The sequence below is a fragment of the Stenotrophomonas veracruzanensis genome (assembly GCF_032911525.1).
Classification (GTDB): Bacteria; Pseudomonadota; Gammaproteobacteria; order Xanthomonadales; family Xanthomonadaceae; genus Stenotrophomonas; species Stenotrophomonas africana.
In genome coordinates this window covers 231,566-251,854 of record NZ_JAWJTI010000002.1, presented here as the reverse complement: position 1 = coordinate 251,854, position 20,289 = coordinate 231,566, and the positions used below count along the sequence as shown (strand labels likewise).

At 67.3% G+C, this 20,289-nt stretch carries 16 protein-coding genes; 6 read left to right on the top strand and 10 right to left on the bottom strand.

Annotation, left to right across the window (positions count from 1 at the left end):
- The first annotated feature begins 8 nt into the window (after positions 1–8).
- Positions 9–1,163 carry an HlyD family secretion protein gene (locus R1H25_RS02940; RefSeq protein WP_317222622.1) on the top strand — a complete coding sequence of 385 codons (1,155 nt, stop codon included), beginning with the start codon at positions 9–11 and terminating at the stop codon, positions 1,161–1,163.
- Positions 1,164–1,287: 124 nt separating this feature from the next.
- On the opposite strand, the gene R1H25_RS02935 is transcribed toward R1H25_RS02940, so the two are convergent.
- The 7 genes from R1H25_RS02935 to creB all read right to left on the bottom strand — a co-directional run bounded on the left by R1H25_RS02935 (position 1,288) and on the right by creB (position 9,116).
- Complete coding sequence (locus R1H25_RS02935) at positions 1,288–1,779, bottom strand: Fur family transcriptional regulator (RefSeq protein ID WP_004150412.1); 492 nt, start codon at positions 1,777–1,779, stop codon at positions 1,288–1,290.
- A 34-nt stretch (positions 1,780–1,813) separates the two neighbouring features.
- Positions 1,814–3,217 (bottom strand): glutamate--tRNA ligase, encoded by a 1,404-nt coding sequence (gene gltX, locus R1H25_RS02930; RefSeq protein WP_317222621.1) that lies wholly within the window; start codon positions 3,215–3,217, stop codon positions 1,814–1,816.
- A gap of 154 nt (positions 3,218–3,371) precedes the next feature.
- Complete coding sequence (locus R1H25_RS02925; RefSeq protein ID WP_099589826.1) at positions 3,372–4,949, bottom strand: M20/M25/M40 family metallo-hydrolase; 1,578 nt, start codon at positions 4,947–4,949, stop codon at positions 3,372–3,374.
- Positions 4,950–5,104: 155 nt separating this feature from the next.
- Positions 5,105–5,515: a hypothetical protein gene (locus R1H25_RS02920; RefSeq protein ID WP_049446784.1), complete on the bottom strand. Its 411-nt coding sequence runs from the start codon at positions 5,513–5,515 to the stop codon at positions 5,105–5,107.
- A 10-nt stretch (positions 5,516–5,525) separates the two neighbouring features.
- Positions 5,526–6,845: a cell envelope integrity protein CreD gene (creD, locus tag R1H25_RS02915; protein WP_099589827.1), complete on the bottom strand. Its 1,320-nt coding sequence runs from the start codon at positions 6,843–6,845 to the stop codon at positions 5,526–5,528.
- Positions 6,846–6,926: 81 nt separating this feature from the next.
- Positions 6,927–8,387 carry a two-component system sensor histidine kinase CreC gene (creC, locus tag R1H25_RS02910; RefSeq protein ID WP_049446787.1) on the bottom strand — a complete coding sequence of 487 codons (1,461 nt, stop codon included), beginning with the start codon at positions 8,385–8,387 and terminating at the stop codon, positions 6,927–6,929.
- A gap of 3 nt (positions 8,388–8,390) precedes the next feature.
- Entirely contained in the window at positions 8,391–9,116 is a 726-nt protein-coding gene (gene creB, locus R1H25_RS02905) for a two-component system response regulator CreB (protein WP_317222620.1), read from the bottom strand.
- A 35-nt stretch (positions 9,117–9,151) separates the two neighbouring features.
- Here creB and R1H25_RS02900 point away from each other — a divergent pair, with 35 nt between their 5' ends.
- The 4 genes from R1H25_RS02900 to R1H25_RS02885 all read left to right on the top strand — a co-directional run bounded on the left by R1H25_RS02900 (position 9,152) and on the right by R1H25_RS02885 (position 14,927).
- The gene (locus tag R1H25_RS02900) at positions 9,152–10,009 is read left to right on the top strand and encodes a 23S rRNA (adenine(2030)-N(6))-methyltransferase RlmJ (protein WP_049446789.1); all 858 of its coding nucleotides are present in this window, start codon (positions 9,152–9,154) and stop codon (positions 10,007–10,009) included.
- Positions 10,010–10,104: 95 nt separating this feature from the next.
- Positions 10,105–10,650, top strand: coding sequence for a GNAT family N-acetyltransferase (locus R1H25_RS02895; RefSeq protein WP_004150340.1), 546 nt, complete (start codon positions 10,105–10,107; stop codon positions 10,648–10,650).
- A 149-nt stretch (positions 10,651–10,799) separates the two neighbouring features.
- Positions 10,800–14,264, top strand: coding sequence for a transcription-repair coupling factor (gene mfd / locus R1H25_RS02890; RefSeq protein ID WP_099589829.1), 3,465 nt, complete (start codon positions 10,800–10,802; stop codon positions 14,262–14,264).
- A gap of 45 nt (positions 14,265–14,309) precedes the next feature.
- The gene (locus tag R1H25_RS02885) at positions 14,310–14,927 is read left to right on the top strand and encodes an HD-GYP domain-containing protein (RefSeq protein ID WP_049446793.1); all 618 of its coding nucleotides are present in this window, start codon (positions 14,310–14,312) and stop codon (positions 14,925–14,927) included.
- 199 nt (positions 14,928–15,126) lie between these two features.
- On the opposite strand, the gene R1H25_RS02880 is transcribed toward R1H25_RS02885, so the two are convergent.
- Positions 15,127–17,220, bottom strand: a complete 2,094-nt coding sequence (locus R1H25_RS02880; RefSeq protein ID WP_057500130.1) for a M13 family metallopeptidase — start codon at positions 17,218–17,220, stop codon at positions 15,127–15,129.
- A gap of 211 nt (positions 17,221–17,431) precedes the next feature.
- A complete protein-coding gene (gene gpmA, locus R1H25_RS02875; RefSeq protein WP_019337589.1) occupies positions 17,432–18,181 on the bottom strand; it encodes a 2,3-diphosphoglycerate-dependent phosphoglycerate mutase in 750 nt (249 codons plus the stop codon).
- Between the two features lie 94 nt (positions 18,182–18,275).
- Here gpmA and nfi point away from each other — a divergent pair, with 94 nt between their 5' ends.
- Positions 18,276–18,950, top strand: a complete 675-nt coding sequence (gene nfi / locus R1H25_RS02870; RefSeq protein WP_317222619.1) for a deoxyribonuclease V — start codon at positions 18,276–18,278, stop codon at positions 18,948–18,950.
- A gap of 207 nt (positions 18,951–19,157) precedes the next feature.
- Here nfi and R1H25_RS02865 read toward each other — a convergent pair whose 3' ends face one another.
- The gene (locus R1H25_RS02865; RefSeq protein WP_317222618.1) at positions 19,158–20,138 is read right to left on the bottom strand and encodes a cation diffusion facilitator family transporter; all 981 of its coding nucleotides are present in this window, start codon (positions 20,136–20,138) and stop codon (positions 19,158–19,160) included.
- Positions 20,139–20,289 lie beyond the last annotated feature (151 nt).

Here is a 20,289-nt window from a genome sequence, read left to right as displayed (position 1 = left end):
TCTCGACCATGCCCCCCATCCCGCCCCGACCCGACGACGCCGACAACGTGACCCCACCGCCGCCGACCGACGCGGCGCCTGCCCCCACGCCGGTAGAACCCGCGGTCGCGCCGAAGTACCTCAAGCCCAGCGCGCGCAGCGTGGTGGTGATGGTGGTGGTGGCCCTGCTGGGCATTGCGCTGATCCTGCGCGCCTGGCACCTGTGGCCGTTCACCAGCAGCGTGATGGTGACCGACAACGCGTATGTACGCGGACAGATCACGGTGATGGCGCCACAGGTAAACGGCTACGTGACCGAAGTGCTGGTGAAGGATTTCCAGCACGTGAAGGAGGGCGAGCCACTGCTGCGCATCGATGACCGCATCTATGCGCAGCGGGTCGCCCAGGCGCAGGCGACGCTGGACAGCGCACGCGCGGCACTGGCCAACTCGGACCAGTCGCAGGCGCAGAACCGTGCGCAGATCGCCTCTGCACGCGCCACGTTGTCGGCCGGGCAGGCGGAGCTGCAACGCTCACGCAACGAGACCAAGCGCTACGAGGAGTTGGCCGCGCAGCAGCTGGTATCGATCAACGACCGCGACAAGTTCCGCACCACCCAGGCCTCGGCACAGGCCAGCGTGCAGCAGTCACAGGCGCAGATCCGCATCGCCGAGGAAACGCTGGTGTCGACCCAGGTGGCGCGGAAGAGCCTGGAGGCCCAGGTGGAAAGTGCGCAGGCGCAGCTGGAACTGGCGCGCATCGATCTGGCCAACACGGTGATCCACGCGCCGCGCGACGGCCAGATCAGCGAAGCCAGCGTGCGCGTGGGCCAGTACGTCGCCGCCGGTTCGCAGCTGCTGTTCCTGGTCCCTGACACGCTGTGGGTGGTGGCCAACTACAAGGAAGGCCAGACCTGGGGCATAGCGATCGGCCAGCCGGCCACGTTCTCGGTGGACGCGTTCCAGGGGCAGGTGCTGCGGGGCCGCGTGCAGGAGATCGCGCCGGCTACCGGGTCGGAGTTCAGCGTGCTGCGCCCGGACAATGCCAGCGGCAACTTCACCAAGGTGGTGCAGCGGCTGCCGGTTCGGATTTCAATCAATGGGAATCAGGAGCTGGCAAAGCAGCTGCGTCCCGGCATGTCGGTGATCGTGCGGGTGGATACCCGTTCCAAGCCGATGGACTAGCCTGCGGCCTGGTGGACTCGGCTGGGTAGAGTCGACTGTTAGTCGACTGCACTTCCATGAACCCCATGAACACCCCGCGCTGCGCGCGGTAGTCGACTAACAGTCGACTCTACCGCCGACACGATCAACCTGCGCAGCGCGCGCAGAGCCCGTGCACTTCCAGGGTCTGCGCCTGCGGCTGGAAACCCAGCTCCTTGGCGCGCTTCTCCAGCTGGGTGACGATCTCGCGGTCTTCCAGTTCCACCGCGCTGTGGCAGCTGTTGCAGATCAGGAACGGCACTGAATGGGCTGCACTGCTGGGATGGTGGCAGGCCACGAAGGCATTCACCGACTCCAGCTTGTGCACAAAGCCATTGGCCATCAGGAAGTCCAGCGCGCGGTACACGGTGGGCGGGGCATCAGCGCCCACGCCCTTGCCGTTGCGCACCCATTCCAGCAGCTCGTAGGCCTTGACCGGCTTGCCGGCCTCGGCGATCAGCTTCAGCACATTGGCGCGGATCGGGGTCAGGCGCAGCCCGCGTTCGCGCGAGACGCGCTCGACCACCGCCACGAAATCCGATGCGTCGTGGACGTGGTGGTGCGGGGCGGTACAGGCGGTGGCGGTCTTGGCGGGCATGCGTGTTCTCCGGTTCGGGCCTGGCAAGGATGCCTCAGGCCGTTGCTACCTTGGTGATGGCCACATCAATGCGTTTCAAGGCCTGCTCGCGGCCGGCCAGGTAAACGGTATGGGAAATGTCAGGACTGACCTGGGTGCCGGTGATGGCCACGCGCAGCGGCTGGGCGACCTTGCCCATGCCGATTTCCAGCGCGGCGGCCGCATCGTGCAGGGCCACGCCTACCGATTCGGCGGTCCATTCCGGCAGGGCGGCCAGCAGCTCGCGGGCCTTGCCCAGCGCCACCTCGGCACCGGCCTTGAAGTGCTTGGCCACGGCGGCTTCGTCGTACTCGGTCAGCGGCTGGTACCAGACCACGGCCTTCTCGGCCATTTCCTTCAGGGTCTGCACGCGTTCACGCAGGGCGATCACCACGTCCTCCGGGGCCGGGCCAGCGGCCACGTCCAGGCCCAGCTTCTGCAGCTGGTACACCAGGTGCGGCACGATGGTGGCCACGTCCTCGGTCTTCAGGAAGTGCTGGTTGACCCAGCCCAGCTTGGCCATGTCCAGGCGCGAGGCCTTGGAATTGCAGTCCTTCACGTCGAACAGGTCGATCAGTTCCTGGCGGCTGAACAGCTCCTGGTCACCGTGCGACCAGCCCAGGCGGGCCAGGTAGCTCAACAGCGCGTCCGGCAGGTAGCCGGCATCCTTGTACTGCATCACGTCGGCTGCACCGGTGCGCTTGGACAGCTTGGCGCCCTGCTCGTCCAGGATCATCGGCATGTGGCCGAACTTCGGCACCGGTGCGCCGATGCCTTCGTACAGGTTGATCTGGCGCGGGGTGTTGTTGATGTGGTCGTCGCCGCGGATGACCTCGGTGATGCCCATGTCCCAGTCGTCCACCACCACCGCGAAGTTGTAGGTGGGGAAACCGTCCGGGCGGAAGATGACCATGTCATCCAGCTCGCTGTTGGCGATCTCGATGCGGCCCTTGATCAGGTCGTCGAACACCACCGTGCCTTCCAGCGGGTTCTTGAAGCGGATGACGCGGTTCGGGTCATCCTTGCGCGGCAGGCCCAGGTCACGCGCGGCACCGTTGTAGCGCGGCTTCTCCTGCTTGGCCATGGCGGCCTCGCGCATGGCGTTCAGCTCTTCGCGGGTCTCGTAGGCGTAGTACGCCTTGCCGTCGGCCACCAGCTGCTCGGCCACTTCCAGGTAACGGGCGACGCGGTCGGTCTGGTAGATCGGGCCCTCGTCGTAATCCAGGCCCAGCCACTCCATCGCCTCCAGGATGGCGTCGATCGCGCCCTGGGTGCTGCGCTCACGGTCGGTGTCCTCGATGCGCAGCACGAACTCGCCGCCACGGTGACGGGCCTCCAGCCAGCAGTACAGCGCAGTGCGGGCACCACCGATGTGCAGGTAGCCGGTGGGACTGGGGGCGAAGCGGGTGCGGCAGGTCATGGACGGCTCGAGGAACGGGAATCCCCCGATTTTACCAGCCCTCCGCCCCCGACGGAAAAAGGGGACGGAGGGGATTAAGTCGCGATTGCCCAGCCTCTGGGCGTGGCGACCGGGAAACGGAGGGGAGAAGCGACTTAATCCCCTCCGTCCCCTTTTACGGTTCCACCTTGCGCGGGAAGGGCTGCTCACGCGTTGCGGCGTTGTAGGCAAACGACGCGACGATGGCCGCGGCCTGCTTCAGGTCTTCCGGCTCGGCGTGATCCCAGGTGTCCAGGTGGCTGTGGTGGACGTTGGTGAAGTAGTCCAGACGGTCCTGGATGAACTGGAAGCCCGGCAGGCCGATGCGATCGAAGCTGATGTGGTCGGTGCTGCCGGTGTTGCGGGTGGCCACGGTGGTGGCGCCCACGTCATGGAACGGCGCAAGCCAGGCTTCGAAGATCGGCATGGCGGCCAGGTTTTCCTGCGCGTAGATGCCACGGAAGCGGCCCGAGCCGTTGTCCATGTTGAAGTAGACCTGGAACTTGCCGTAGTCGCGGGTCTTCTGCAGCGCGCCGGTGGGCTCGCGCAGCGAAGCCGGCAGCGCCTTCTGCGCCGGGTCGGTGGGTTCCGGGAAACGACCGAAGTGCTTGGCCACATAAGCCTGCGAGCCGATCAGGCCCTGTTCCTCACCGCTCCACAGCGCCACGCGGATGGTGCGCTTGGGCTTGGCGCCGGTCGCCTTGAGGATGCGCATCGCCTCCATCATCACCGCCACGCCGGCCGCGTTGTCGGCCGCACCGGTACCGCTGTGCCAGGAATCCAGGTGCGCGCCGATCATCACCACTTCATCGGGCTTGCTGCTGCCACGGATCTCGGCGAGCGTGTTGTAACCGGGCTGGTCGGCCTCGTCGGTGAAGCGCGCGGCCACATCCACGCGCAGGCGCACGGTCTGCTTGGCCTCCAGCGCGCGCACCAGTGGATTGAAGTGCTCGCTGATCATCGCCAGCTCGGGAATGCCCACCGATTCACCGGCCTTGCGCGAACCGCCACCGGCAACCCGGATGATGCCGTTGTCCCAGCTGCTGATGCTGATCGAGGCCAGCGCGCCTTCTTCGACGAAGAACGCATTGACCCTGGTCGCCAGCTGCTGGCGCTCCTGGTATTCCTTGACCCGCTTGGCACGCTCGGCGGTGGCGTCCTTGTCCTTGGGCAGGGTGAATTCCTGCAGGCCCTCCAGCGAGGTGGCGTCGTGGCGATGCGAATCGGGCTCGGTGCCGCGCTTGTACTCGCGTGCCTCGCCCAGCAGCAGGATCTTGCCGCGCAGCTTGCCGCGGTACTTCTCGATGTCTTCGGGCTTCTTGATCTCGACCTGGACGAGTTCGCCTTCGACCGGGCCCTTGGTGCCCGGCGTCCAGGCCTTGGGCAGTGCATGCAGCGGCTGCACGCGATCACCCAGCATTTCCACACTGGCCGAGGTGAACTCCCAGCCACGCCCGAAGTCGTCGAAGGCTTCGTCGTGGACGTTGTCCAGCTTCCATTCGTTGAACTTGCCACGCGTCCACGCGTTGGCGCGGCCCATCGCCGGCGAGTTGGTCAGGCGCGGGCCGATGCGCTCGGTGAGATAGCTGAAGGTGTCCATCACCTGCGAGCGGTGGAAGGCCTCCTGGCGGATGCGGCTGACCATGTCCAGGTCCACCGTCTCGCGCTGCTGCGCGCCTGCATTGCCACCCATCGCCAGCGCTGCGGCCAGCATGCCCCACTTCAACACATCGCACCCCTGCCCTTCGGCTCGATCATTCGGCTCGATCATCAACCCATCGAGTCTAGCCAGCAGGGGCGCGCCGATACCGTCCCATCGGTCATGGGCGGCGACAGTAGATCCACACCATGTGTGGATGAACAGCCGAATCACCCATTCCAGCCCAACCACAACTGCGCCCGCTCCGGCAGCAGCAGCAACCAGTGCCGCCGATCGATGCTGCTGCAGCCGTACACCGCCGCATGCGTGGGCCAGTCCTCGGGCAGGCCACCGATGCCGATCTCGGCCAGCGCCTCCGCCCCGGCCTTCCATGACCGGTAGCGCGGCACCCGCCCAGCCACCGCGCCGCGTCCTTGCCGTGCGCCCTGCAGCCAATCCAGCCCCTGCCCCCGCAATCCCTCGCAGGTCACTGCTGCCAGCTGGAAGCGGACCAGGCCGGGGGCGATCCGTGCCCCCGGCAGGGCCGCCAGCACGCCATGTGCCTGCAGCAGTGCATCCACTTCCAGCAGGGCCGGAATGCCCTGCCGTGCCCGTTGCCGCAATCCCTGGCGCCAGCTCATGGCGTGCTCCTTACTTCAGTTCCGCGCCAAGCGCGTACCAGTCGACCCGGCGGGTCACCCACATCGCCAGCGCCAGGATCACGAACAGCAGCAGCGACCCCATCAGCAGCGCGTTGTTCTCCGACACCAGCAGGCCATACAACGCGCCGTACAGCACGGTCAGCAGCGCCGCGAAGCCGAGGCCGCGCTTCCAGTGGCCCAGCACATTGGCCAGGTACACCGCCTGCAGCCCGATGCAGGCCACGGCCGAGACCAGGTAGGCCTTCCAGAACGCAATGTGCTCGGACAGGCTGATCAGCAGCAGGAAGAAGATCGCCAGCGCCAGGCCCACCATCAGGTACTGCAGTGGGTGGATGCGCAGCGACTTGATCAGCTCGAACAGGATGAAGCCGACGAAGGTGAGTACCACGAACAGCACGCCGTATTTCGAGGCGCGGTCGGCCTGGGTGTAGGTATCGACCGGATCGACCAGCGACACCGTCACCGCCTGCGAGTCGACCGAACCGTCATTGCGCAGCTGGCGCTGCGCATCGGAGGCCAGCGAGGACACCGCCCAGCGCGCATCGAAGCCCTGCGCATCGACGCGGCGCTCGTTGGGCAGGAACGCGCCGCTGAACGACGGATGCGGCCAGCTCGAACGCAGCGCGATGTGGGTGTCATCGCCCACCGGCACCACCGACAGCATGCGGCTGCCATCCAGGCGCAGCTCCAGTTCAACGGTGCTGGCAGCCAGCGTGCCGCCCTGATCCGCAGCGAAACCCGCCACCGGTGCATGCAGGCCGCGTCCGACCTCGCTGGCAGCGCCAACGCCCGGCAGCAACCGCAACTGCTTGCCATCCACGCGCAGGTTCGGCGTACCGACCAGGCCGCGCACATCGGAAATTCCCACCGCCACATACGGCTTGCCGTAGCTGCGACCGGCCTTCACCGGGTAGTCGTCTGCGGCGAAGGTCGCCTTCATCTGGCCGTTCCAGCTGTACACCGGCACCTTGAACAGGCCGACTTCGCGCTGGCTCGGCAGCATCTCGCCGCCCACCTCCAGCGACGCGGGCATCTGCAGCCAGTGCCCCTCGGTGACCTGCACCTCGGTCTTCTTGACACCCAGCGGATCAACCAGTTCAACCTGCTTGCGTTCCACCCATGGCACCACCCGTACCGGGCCCACCAGCTGCTGTGCACCGGCGCGGCTGTCGGCCACCCGCGAGAAGGCTTCGTCGCGGTACGCACTGCGTTCGTTGATGACCCCGCGGATCATCGTCAGCGGCACCAGCAGCAGCAGGATCAGCCCGCCGACAATGGCGAACCGCAGCAGCATCTTCAGGGATTTCATGGTCCATCCTCGTTGGAGAGGGCTGCAGGATGGACCGCCGTGGTGAGCAGGGTTTGTGGCGAATTTGAAGCGAGTGTGAAGTCAGCGGCGCGGGCGCTGGCCCGGCGCGCCCAACGGCAGCCACAGGCTGGCCACGGTGCCGCCGCCCTCGCGGACGTCGACACTGGCGCGCCCATCGTGCAGGCGCGCGACCTCCTGCACGAACGGCAGGCCCAGGCCGGAACTGCGCCGCCCGCTGCCGGGCCGCGCCAGCGAATAGAAGCGCTCGAACACCCGTTCGCGCGCATAGTCCGGGATGCCGGCGCCGCGGTCGGCCACCTGCAGGCGCACGCCCTGCCCGTCCACCTCGGCCTGCAACGCGATTTCCGCGCCGGACGGAGAGAACGCAATCGCGTTGTCGATCAGGTTGTGCAGTGCCTGCCGCAGCAGATAGCCGTCGCCCTGCACCTGCAGGTCGGGCACGCTGCCGATGCGGACCTGCACGCCCGCCGCCTGTGCGCGCACCTGCGCGGCAGCGGCCGCGTCGGCCAGCAGCACTGGCAATGCAATCGGGTCGCGGGTCTGCAGCCAACCGTGCTGCTCCACTTCGGCCAGCGCCAGCAGCTTGTCGATGGTCTCGGTCAGCCGCTCCTGCTGGTCGACAATGCTGCGCGCGAAATGCACGCGATCGGCCTCCGGCAATGGTTCCTGCAGCAGCTCGGCGGCGCCGCGGATGGCCGCCAGCGGGCTCTTCATCTCATGCGTCAGCGACTGCACGTACTGCTCGACGTAGGCCTTGCCTTCCAGCTTGCGACGCATCGTTTCCAGTGCCTGCCCAAGATCGCCGATCTCGTCACGACGACGCCGTGGCGGCGGTACCGGTTCGCCGGCGCTGACCGCGCGTGCATAGCGGCTGAGCTGGCCGAGGCCAGTGGTCAGCCACATCGTCACCAGCACGCCGACCAGTGCCGACAATCCGATCAGCCAGGCCCCGCGCTCGATGATGGCGCGCTGGCTGGCAGCGATGAACGGATCGATGCTGCGGTTGGGCTGCGCCAGGCTGAGCACGCCAATCAGGGTGCGCCCATCGGCCGGGTCGTACACCGGGGCTGCCACGTGCATCACCGTATCGCCCTCTTCGCCGGCAATCTCGGGGCTGGAACGCGCGCCGTACTCACCACGCAGGGTGCGGTAGACATCATTCCAGCGCGAGTTGTCGCGCCCCAGGTCGCGGCCCAGCGAGTCGTAGATGACGATGCCCTTGGCGTCGGTGATGGTCACCCGGTAGTCCAGTGAACGCTTCGGGAAACGCCAGACCATCGCCTTCAGGTCGCGCTGGCGCGCCTTGGCCAGGTTGCGGGTGAAGCTGCCGCTGCGGATGGTGCCCGCCTTGACGTCGGCGGCGGCCATCTCGGCCAGCACGTTGGCGGCATCGACCAGGGTCGATTCCATCGCCTGGCGCACACCCGGCTTCACTTCGTTGACGAACACGCGCATCACGAAGAACGCCGCGATGCCGGTGATCAGGAAGAAGCCCAGGAACAGCTTCAGTACCAGGCGCATCGGCTAGACCTCCAGCGCGTAGCCAAGGCCACGGTGGGTGCGGATCGGGTCGTCGCTGGCACCGGCTGCACGCAGCTTGGCGCGCAGCGTCTTTACATGGGTATCGACGGTGCGGTCGGCACTGTCGGCGCTGCTGTCCCAGCCACGGTCCATCAGCTGGGCACGGCTGAGGATGGCTCCGGGGCGCTGCAGCAGCGCCTCCAGCAGCGCGTACTCGTAGCGGGTCAGGTCCAGTGCCTGGCCACGGAAGCGGATGCGCCGGCCTTCGCGGTCGATGGCGAAGGCGCCATGTTCCTGCCAGCCTGTATCGGCGCCGGGCGCTGCGATGACCGGTGCCGCACGGCGCAGGCGTGCCCGCACCCGTGCCACCAGTTCGCGCGGCGAGAACGGCTTGGTCATGTAGTCGTCGGCGCCCAGTTCCAGGCCGAGCACCCGGTCCACTTCATCATTGCGGGCGGTCAGGAAGATCACCGGCAGCTGCGCCACCGGCCCGGGCTGCGCGCGCAGCCGCCTGCAGACCTCGAAGCCGCCCAGGTCGGGCAATCCCACGTCCAGCACCACCACGTCGATATCCCCGGCCTGCAGCCGCTGCAGCGCCTCCCCGCCCAACAGGCAGTGGCTGGCGGCATAGCCCTCGCTGCGCAGCGCATAGAGCACGGTTTCGGCGATGGCGGCTTCGTCCTCGACTACCAGGACATGGGCAACGGGAGCTGTCATGGCGCGCAGCATAGCCGCTGCGGCCGCCGCCCCGTACACTGCCGCCCATGAACTATCGCCACGCCTTCCATGCCGGCAACCACGCCGATGTGCTCAAGCACATCGTGCAGCTGGCCCTGATCGACAGCTTCAAGCGCAAGGACAGCCCGTTCTTCGTGCTCGACACCCACGGCGGTGCCGGCCGCTACCTGCTGGCCAGCGAAGAGAGCCGCAAGACCCTCGAGGCCGAATCCGGGATCATGCGGCTGATGGCCCAGCCCAAGCTGCCGGAGGTGGTCGAGCGCTACCTGAAGGCGGTGCAGGCCGACAACCCGGTCGGCGCGATGACCAACTACCCGGGCTCGCCGCTGCTGAGCGCGCAGGCGATGCGTGCGCAGGACCGCATGGCGGTGTGCGAGCTGCAGGAAGCCGAAACGGCCACGCTGAAGGCCCTGTTCGCCCATGACAGCCGCGTCGACGTGCGGGCTGGCGATGGCTATGCGCTGCTGCGTTCGCTGCTGCCGCCGAAGTTCAACGGCAGCAAGATCGGCCGTGGTCTGGTGCTGATCGACCCGCCCTACGAGGCCCAGGACGCCGAGTACCAGGCCGTTCTGGCCGCCCTGGCCGAAACCCTGGCGCGCTGGCCGCAGGCCACGTGTGCCGTCTGGTTCCCGATCAAGCAGCGCCGCACCATCCTGCATTTCCTGCGCAAGGCCAGCGCGCTTCCGGTCAAGTCGGCGATGACGATCGAGTTCCTGGTGCGCCCGGACGACTCGCCGCTGCGCCTCAACGGCAGCGGCATGCTGCTGCTCAACCCGCCGTGGCAGTTCGACCGGGTGGTCGGCCCGGCCCTGCCGGCGCTGCGCCAGCACCTGGGCGAACCCGGCGCCAGCACCCGCCTGGATTGGCTCAAAGCCCCCGAATAACGGCCTTCACGAGGCTGTACCGCCGTGAGCCTTTCGTTCACGGAATGCAGCCCCGGTGATGCCACAATCGATGGACCACCAAGGAATCACCCGGTATGGCCACTCGCAACCGCATGCCGCCCTGGCATGAGATCTTCAAGGCTCCCAGCGGCCACGAGCTGCTGATCCGCCCCATCCGCCCGGAAGATGGCGCACCGCTGCAAGCGGCGTTCAGCCTGTTCGGGCCGGAAGAAATCCGTGATCGTTTCCTGCAGGCGGTGACCGAGCTTTCGCCGGAAACCACCCAGCGCCTGACCCACCCCAATCCCAAGACCGAGATCACCCTGGTCGCAGCCGAATCCCTGCCCGCGGGCGAAGCAGTGGTCGGCGCGGTCGCCCGGGCCTCGATCATCCCCGGTACCCGTGAAGCCGAGTACGCGATCCTGATCAGCCGCTTCCTCATTGGCCAGGGCCTGGGCCGGCAGCTGATGCGCAAGCTGGTGAAGTGGGGCCGCGGCAAGTACCTGGACCGCCTGTACGGCGACGTTGCCGCCGAGAACGAGCCGATGAAGCAGCTGGCCGCCTCGCTGGGCTTCAAGCCGGTGCCGCACCCGACCGGTGCCGAAGGCCTGGTGCGGATGGTGCTGGAGCTGGACAACTGATGGATGCGCCGGGCGTAACCCGGCGCCGCATTCGGGTAGTGCCGGCCGCTGGCCGGCATTCCGATACCCCAACGGCACATGAGGCGGCCGGCAAACGACCGGCACGACCCACCGGGCTTCGATCAGGCTTCTGCTAAAATCCGGGGTCCATGTCGCGTACCTCATACCCCGCCCCGCCGCTGCCGCGCGCCGGCCAGCTCCGCGCCTGGTGGCGCGCCCCCGCCTCGCCGACCGCCCTGGCCTGGTACCTGTCCCAGGCCGCGCGTGCGCACGACGCGCCGCTGCTGGTGATCGCCCGTGACAACCACGGCGCCAACCAGCTTGAAGCCGACCTGCAGACCCTGCTCGGCGGCGACCCGGCCCTGCCGGTGGTCGCTTTCCCGGACTGGGAAACCCTGCCCTACGACCGCTTCAGCCCGCATCCGGACATCATCTCGCAACGCTTGTCCGCCCTGCACCGCCTGCCCGCGCTGAAGCGCGGCCTGGTGATCGTGCCGGTGCAGACCCTGCTGCAGCAGCTGGCCCCGCGCAGCTATGTGATCGGTGGCAGCTTCGACCTGAAGGTCGGCCAGCGCCTGGATCTTGAAGCCGAGAAGCGCCGCCTGGAAAGCGCCGGCTACCGCAACGTGCCGCAGGTGATGGACCCGGGTGACTTCGCGGTGCGCGGCGGCCTGCTCGACGTGTTCCCGATGGGCGCCGACGAGCCGCTGCGGGTGGAGCTGCTGGACGAGGACATCGACTCCATCCGTGCCTTCGATCCGGAAAGCCAGCGTTCGCTGGACAAGGTCGAGGCGGTGCACATGCTGCCCGGCCGCGAAGTGCCGATGGACGAGGCCAGCATCGCCCGCGTGCTGGCCACGCTGCGCGAGCGTTTCGATGTCGATACCCGGCGCAGTTCGCTGTATCAGGACCTGAAATCCGGGCTGGCCCCGGCCGGCGTCGAGTACTACCTGCCGCTGTTCTTCGAGCGCACCGCGACCCTGTTCGACTACCTGCCCGACGGCAGCCTGCCGGTGGTCTGCACCGGTGCGTACGAAGCGGCAGTCGCGTTCTGGGCGCAGACCGGTGACCGCTACGAGCAGCGCCGCCACGATGTGGAACGCCCGCTGCTGCCGCCGTCGGCGCTGTACCTGTCGCCGGAGCTGCTGCGCGAGCGTCTGAACGATGCCCCGCGCATTGAGGTGTGGTCGGCTGACCACGCGCGCATCGCCGATGCCCATGCGTTGGGTGACCAGCCGCTGCCGCCGCTGCCGGTGGCCGCACGCGAGGCCCCCGCTGGCGACGCGCTGAAATCCTTCCTCGGCCACTATCCCGGCCGGGTACTGATTGCCGCCGATTCACCCGGGCGTCGCGAGGCCCTGTTGGAAGTGCTGCAGGCCGCCGAGCTGAAGCCGCCGGTGGTGGCCGACCTGCCCAGCTTCCTCGCCGGCGATGCGCGCTTCGCGATCGCGGTGGCGCCGCTGGAGGATGGCTTCGCGCTGGACGATCCGCGCATCGCGGTGCTGACCGAGCGCCAACTGTTCCCCGAGCGCGCCGGCAGCACCCGCCGCACGCGCCGTGCCGGCCGCGAGCCGGAAGCGATCATCCGCGACCTCGGCGAGCTGACCGAAGGCGCGCCGATCGTGCACGAGGACCATGGCGTCGGCCGCTACCGTGGCCTGATCGCGATGGACGTCGGCGGCATGCCCGGCGAGTTCCTCGAAATCGAATACGCCAAGGGCGACCGCCTGTATGTGCCGGTTGCCCAGCTGCATCTGATCAGCCGCTACTCCGGTGCTTCGGCGGAAACCGCGCCGCTGCATTCGCTCGGCGGCGAGCAGTGGAGCAAGGCCAAGCGCAAGGCTGCCGAGAAAGTGCGCGATGTGGCGGCCGAACTGCTGGAGATCCAGGCCCGCCGCCAGGCGCGTGCCGGCCTGGCCCTGCAGGTGGACCGCGCGATGTACGAACCGTTCGCGGCCGGCTTCCCGTTTGAGGAAACCCCCGATCAGCTGGCCGCCATCGACGCCACCCTGCGCGACCTGGCCAGCAGCCAGCCGATGGACCGTGTGGTCTGCGGCGACGTCGGCTTCGGCAAGACCGAGGTCGCGGTGCGCGCGGCGTTCGCCGCCGCCAGTGCCGGCAAGCAGGTGGCCGTGCTGGTGCCGACCACGCTGCTGGCCGAACAGCATTACCGCAACTTCCGCGACCGCTTCGCCGATTACCCGCTGAAGGTCGAGGTGCTGTCGCGCTTCAAGACCACCAAGGAAATCAAGGCCGAACTGGAGAAGGTCGCCGCAGGCACCATCGACGTCATCGTCGGTACCCACCGCCTGCTGCAGCCGGACGTGAAGTTCAAGGACCTGGGCATGGTCATCGTCGACGAGGAGCAGCGTTTCGGCGTGCGCCAGAAGGAAGCACTGAAGGCGCTGCGCGCCAACGTGCACCTGCTGACCCTGACCGCCACGCCGATCCCGCGCACGCTGAACATGGCCATGGCCGGCCTGCGCGACCTGTCGATCATCGCTACGCCGCCACCGAACCGGCTGGCGGTGCAGACCTTCATCACCCAGTGGGACAACGCGCTGCTGCGCGAAGCCTTCCAGCGCGAGCTGGCACGCGGTGGCCAGCTGTACTTCCTGCACAACGACGTGGAGAGCATCGGCCGCATGCAGCGCGAGCTGTCCGAGCTGGTGCCCGAAGCACGCATCGGCATCGCCCACGGGCAGATGCCCGAGCGTGAGCTGGAAAAGGTGATGCTGGACTTCCAGAAGCAGCGTTTCAACGTGCTGCTGTCGACCACGATCATCGAATCGGGTATCGACATCCCCAACGCCAACACCATCATCATCAACCGCGCCGACCGCTTCGGCCTGGCCCAGCTGCACCAGCTGCGTGGCCGCGTGGGCCGTTCGCACCACCGTGCCTACGCCTACCTGATCACCCCCGACCGCCGCGCGATCACCCCCGACGCCGAGAAGCGCCTGGAAGCCATCGCCTCGATGGACGAACTGGGCGCCGGCTTCACCCTGGCCACCCACGATCTGGAGATCCGCGGTGCCGGTGAACTGCTCGGCGAGGACCAGAGCGGGCAGATGGCCGAGGTCGGCTTCAGCCTCTATACCGAGCTGCTGGAACGCGCGGTGCGCAGCATCAAGCAGGGCAAGCTGCCCGACCTGGATGCCGGCGAGGAAGTGCGCGGTGCCGAGGTCGAGCTGCACGTGCCGGCGCTGATTCCGGAAGACTACCTGCCGGACGTGCACACCCGCCTGACCCTGTACAAACGCATTTCCAGCGCGCGCGACAGTGATGCGCTGCGCGAGCTGCAGGTGGAGATGATCGACCGCTTCGGCCTGCTGCCGGATGCCGCCAAGCATCTGTTCGCCATCGCCGAGCTGAAGCTGAAAGCCAACACGCTGGGCATCCGCAAGCTGGACCTGGGCGAGAACGGTGGCCGCATCGTGTTCGAGTCCAAGCCGAACATCGATCCGATGGCGGTGATCCAGCTGATCCAGAAACAACCGAACCTGTACGCCATGGAAGGGCCCGACAAGCTGCGCATCAAGCACCCGCTGCCGTTGCCGGAAGACCGCTTCAATGCGGCCCGCGCCCTTCTGACCACCCTCGCCCCGGGTTGATCGCCCCCCGAACACCCCGCACCGGTCCCCACCCGGTGCGGGCGGATGACCATGTTCCCTGACGCCGTACCCGCCCCCGACCTGCTGCACGCGCAGGCCTGCCTGATCGATGCCCTCTCGATGTCGCTGCAGATGCGCGACGCCTACACCCGCCACCATTGCGACCGCGTTGGCCTGCTCGCGCAGCGCCTGGCCGCGCACTGCGATCTCGACGACGATGCCTGTGCGCAGATCGGCCTGGCCGCGCGCTTCCACGACGTCGGCAAGATCGGCATTCCCGACGATGTGCTCCTGGCACCGCGCCGGCATACCGATGAGGAGCGCGCGATCATGCGCGAGCATCCGGTGCGCGGCGAGCACATCTTCCTCGCCACCGGCCGCAGCGACGCCGCACCGGTCGCACGGCTGATCCGCGCTCATCACGAGGCGTTTGATGGCAGCGGCTATCCCGACGGCCTGCGTGGCGAATCCATCCCGCTGGGCGCGCGCATCGTCACCATCGCCGATGCCTACGATGCGATGACCAGCGTGCGCCCGTATCGCGATGCGATGGAGCACGAAACCGCATTGCGGATCATCGATTCGCAGTCTGGAGGGCTGGTGGATCCCTACGTGCTGCAGCGCTTCCATCGCATGCTGGCGCGGGAGCCGGAGCTGGCCTGAGATCTTCCCGACGGTGAAACGACCCGCCGGTAGAGTCGACTGTTAGTCGACTATCGCGCGCAGCGCGGGATTTTCTCGATCTGAACGAAGAGCAGTCGACTAACAGTCGACTCTACCAGTCCGCTCCTCGCGACCGGCCAGAAAGACAAAAGGCCCGGCTTTCGCCGGGCCTTTCGCATCACGCATCACGGGCGATCGGTTACCAGATCACCACGCGCTTGTCGTCGGCACGCACCATAGCGTCGCCAGCCTTGCACTGGAACGCCGCAGCGAAGGACGGCATGTTCGACGGCGCACCGTTGGCACGGAAGTTGGCCGGCGCATGCGGGTCGGTGTTCAGGCGGACGCGCAGCTCACCGTCGGTGAAGTTGCGGCGCCACACGGTGGCCCAGTTCATGAAGAAGCGCTGGTCCTGGCTGTGGCCATCAACTTCGACATTCGCCTTGGGGTCTTCCTTCAGCGCCATCTGCAGCGCGTCGTAGGCCACGGTCAGGCCGCCCAGGTCGCCGATGTTCTCGCCCAGGGTCAGCTTGCCCTTCACGAACACGCCCGGCACCGACTCATAGCCATCGAACTGTGCGACCAGCTGGTCGGTACGTTCGGTGAAGGCCTTGCGGTCGGCGTCGGTCCACCAGTTGTCGAAGTTGCCGTTGGCAGCGAACTGGCTGCCCGAGTCGTCGTAGCCGTGCATCATTTCGTGGCCGATGACCGCACCGATGCCGCCGTAGTTCAGCGCCGGGTCGGCCTTGGCGTCGAAGAACGGCGCCTGCAGGATTGCCGCCGGGAACACGATCTCGTTCTTGGTCGCGTTGTAGTACGCATTGACGGTCTGCGGGGTCATGCCCCACTCGGTCTTGTCCACCGGCTTGCCGATCTTGTCCAGCATGTAGCGGTAGTTGAACGCACGCGCCGCCTGCATGTTGCCCAGGTAGCTGTCGCCGTTGGTCTGCAGGCCGGTCCACTCACGCCACTTGTCCGGGTAACCGATCTTGGGGGTGAAGCTGGCCCACTTTTCCAGTGCCTTCTTCCTGGTTTCTTCGCCCATCCACGGCAGCTGCTCCAGGCGTGCCTTCAGCGCCTGCGACAGGTTTTCAACCAGGTGCTGCATGGCCACCTTCGACTCGGCCGGGAACACGGCATCGACGTACAGCTGGCCCAGGGCTTCACCCATGCCACCGTTGACCGACTCCAGCACGCGCTTCCAGCGCGGCTGCATTTCCTTCTGGCCACGCAGGGTGGTGCCATAGAAATCGAAGTTGGCCTTCTCGAACTGGCTGCTCAGGTACGGCGAGGCGTCGTCGATGGTGTGGAAGCGCAGGTAGGCCTGCCAGGTACTGGCCGGCACATCGGCGAGCATCTTGTCCATTTCACCGAAGAAGCCCGGCTGCGCCAGCGAGAACTTCTGCGCGGCCGGCACCTTCAGGGTGTCGAACAGCGCGGTCCAGCTGAAGTTCGGGGTCAGCTTGTCGGCGTCTGCGGCGCTGAGCGGGTTGTAGCGCTTGGCCGGGTCACGCATTTCGATGCGCGACATCGAGGCTTTGGCCAGGCGGGTTTCGAAGGCCATCACGGCCTTGGCCTGCTCGGCCGCCTGCGCGGCGTCCACGCCGGACAGGGTCAGCACCTGGGCGATATAGGCCACGTAGGCATCGCGGATCTTGGCCTGCGCGTCGTCGAAGTAGTAGCCCTTCTCCGGCAGGCCCAGGCCGCCCTGGCCGACGTAGGCGATGACGTTGGCCGAATCCTTGTAATCAGCATTGGCGAACAGCGAGAACAGCACGCCCTTGCCCTCGGCCTGGCTGTCGCGCAGGTACTGGGTGATGGCGGCGGTGTCGTTCAGCGCGGTGATCTTGTCCAGCTGCGGCTGCAGCGGTGCCAGGCCGGCCGCTTCGATCTTCGCTTCGTCGTTGCCGGTCTTCCAGATGTCACCGATCTTGGCTTCCACCGAGCCGGCCTTGGCCTGGCTGGCGGCGGCCTGCTGCACCAGCGCGTGCTGCACTTCCAGCGAGCGCTCGCGCAGGATCTCGAAGCTGCCCCAGGTGGTCTGGTCGCCCGGCACCGGGTTGGCCTTCAGCCACTTGCTGTTGACGAAGCCATTGAGGTCGGTACAGGCCGAGATGGCCGGATCGAGGTCGGCGCTGTTGAGCGAGATCAGCGGCGTCTTGATCTGCGACAGGTCGAAGGCCGGCTTGGCGTCGGCGCTGGCCGCCGGCGCGGTTTCATTCTTGCCACAGGCCGCCAGCGAGGCAGCGATGGCGATGGTCAGGCCCAGCGGGACCAGGTTGCGGACGTTCATGAGGCTCTCCTGCGGGTAATTTCACAGGGTAGCCGGGGACGCCCACGACAGGGACCGGCCAAAGGTCACAGGACGCCCTTCTGTAGAGTCGAGCCATGCTCGACTGCTCTCCGTTCCGGGTTCATGGCGCTTGCGGCAAGAGGCCAACAGCAGTCGAGCATGGCTCGACTCTACAAAAAGCGAAGGCCGGCTTGCGCCGGCCTTCTGCTTCTTACTTCGCCTTGCCCTGGTTGGCCACGGCTTCAGCGGCCTTGCGCGCCGCTTCCGGGTCGCCCAGGTAGCGGAACGACTGCACGGTCAGATCATCGTTCAGTTCGAACAGCAGCGGGATGCCGGTCGGGATGTTCAGCTCGAGGATTTCCTCGCGCGAGACGTTGTTGAGGTACTTGTACAGGGCGCGCAGCGAGTTGCCGTGGGCGGTGACCAGCACGGTCTTGCCGTCCTTCAGCTGCGGCGCGATGGCGTCATGCCAGTACGGCAGCACGCGGTCCAGGGTGGTGGCCAGCGATTCGGTGCCCGGCAGCGCGTTGCGATCCAGGCCGGCGTAGCGGCGGTCATGGATCGGGTGGCCCGGATCTTCCAGGTCCATGGCCGGTGGCGGGATGTCGTACGAACGACGCCACACCTTGACCTGGTCCTCGCCGTGCTTGGCGGCGGTCTCGGCCTTGTCCAGGCCCTGCAGGCCGCCGTAGTGGCGCTCGTTGAGGCGCCAGGACTTGTTCACCGGCAGCCAGTCCTGCTCCAGTTCGGCCAGCGCACCCTGCAGCGTGTGGATGGCGCGCTTGAGCACGGAGGTGTGGGCGACGTCGAACTGCAGGCCTTCCTCGCGCATCAGGCGACCGGCGGCGGCCGCTTCCCGGCGCCCCTGCTCGGTGAGGTCGACATCGACCCAGCCGGTGAAGCGGTTGTCCAGGTTCCACTGGCTCTGGCCATGGCGCAACAGTACGAGTTTACGGGTCACTGCAGGGTCTCCAACGCGAGGAAAGGCAGGCCGCCATTGTAGCCCCGGGCGCCGCTCACCGGGCCGTGGCACCGCGCATGCGATGCTGTGGCCAATGAATACGGTGATCGACCCCGGACGCTGGGAAGGCAGCGTCGCCACTGCCCGAGCGCAGCAGACCCTGCTTGCCGGCCGCGTGGAACGCCAGGACCGCCTGCCACGCAACGTGCGCTGGCTGGCCGGGCTGGATGTCGGCTTTGAAGACAACGGCGCGATCACCCGCGCCGCGGCAGTGCTGCTGGATGCGAAGACGCTGCAGCCCGTGGCGCAGGAGATCGCGCGGATTCCTACGGTGATGCCCTACATCCCCGGCCTGCTCAGCTTCCGCGAACTGCCGGCACTGCTGGCCGCGCTGGCGCTGCTGCCGCGGGCGCCGGATCTGGTGTTCGTCGATGGCCACGGCATCAGCCATCCGCGCAGACTGGGCGTGGCCGCGCATCTGGGCGTGGTCACCGACCTGCCGAGCATCGGCGTGGCCAAGTCGAAACTGGTGGGCCGGTTCGTCGAACCGGGCGCCGAGGCCGGTGCACATACGCCGCTGCTGGATGGCGATGAACAATTGGGCTGGGTGTTGCGCAGCAAGGTGCGCTGCAAGCCGCTGTTCGTGGCCGGCGGCCATCGGGTCAGTGCCGATACCGCGCTGGACTGGGTGCAGCGCACACTGCGCGGTTACCGGCTGCCGGAGCCGACCCGGCTGGCGGATCGGCTGGCGTCCCGACGGGACGAATGACTTTCGCTGCTCTGGACGGATGCAGACTGCGCGATCGCGTCGGAACGATTGGGTAGAGTCGACTGCCAGTCGACTATCGCGCGCAGCGCGGGATTTGCCTCAGCCTCGCGGAGAGCAGTCGACTGACAGTCGACTCTACCAAGGCGATTTCGCCCCGTCGGTTTCGCCCGGTCGGTTTCGCCCAACCGGCGTGCCCGCACTTCCCACTCAACGATGCACGTGGCCGCGATGGCCCTGCGCGTCCTCGCCGTGGTCGTGGCCCTCATGGCCCTCGTGCTCGCCGCCCTTGGCCGGCGCCGGTTCACCACAGGCTTCGCCGCAGTGGTCCGCTTCGATCTGCAGCGTCACGTGCTCGATGCCGAAGTCATCGTGCAGGCGCGCGCCCAGCTCGCGGCGCAGCGCGTCGGCATCGGTGCCATCGCGCATCACGATGTGCGCGGTCAGCGCCGGCGTGCTGGAGGCCAGCGCCCACACGTGCAGGTCATGCACGTCCAGCACTGCAGCGTGGCCGGACAGGCTGTCGCGCACCCTGGCCACGTCCATGCCCTTGGGTACGCCTTCCAGCAGCACGTTGATCGCCTCACGCATCAACACGTAGGTGCGCGGCAGCACCCACAGGCCGATCAGTACCGCCAGGATCGGATCGATCGGTTTCCAGCCGGTCCACTTGATCAACAGCGCACCCGCAATCACCGCCACCGAGCCGAGCATGTCCGCCCACACTTCCAGGTAGGCGCCCTTCACGTTGAGGCTCTCGCCGCTGCCGGCCTGCAGCAGGCGCATCGAGATCAGATTGATGACCAGGCCTGCTGCGGCAATCACCAGCATGCCCGACGAGGCGATCTCCTGCGGCTCGCGGAAACGCCCAATGGCCTCCCACAGGATGTAACCGGCGACCACGAACAGCATCGCACCGTTGATCATCGCGCCCAGCGCTTCCAGGCGCGCATAGCCGTAGGTGCGGCGCGCGTCCGGCGGGCGACGGCTCAGCCGTACCGCGACCAGCGCGATCATCAGTGCCAGTGCATCGGTGGCCATGTGCGCCGCGTCGGACAGCAGCGCCAGGCTGTTGGTCCAGAACGCGCCCACCACCTCGACGATGAGGAAGGTGGAGGTCAGGCCGAGCGCCCACCACAAGGGTTTCTCGTGGCGGATCTCGGATGGCAGGTGATCGTGGTCGTGGCCCATGGCAACAGCTCCTTTGCGATGGAGGCAGGCTACGCTGGCGGCCGTGGGGAAACTATCACGGTGTTTATAACATTGCAGGCGTGCAGCTCCGTTGCCGCCGGGCATGGCCCGGCGCCACCGGTGTGGCATGCCCGTCCCGGTAACGCCAGGC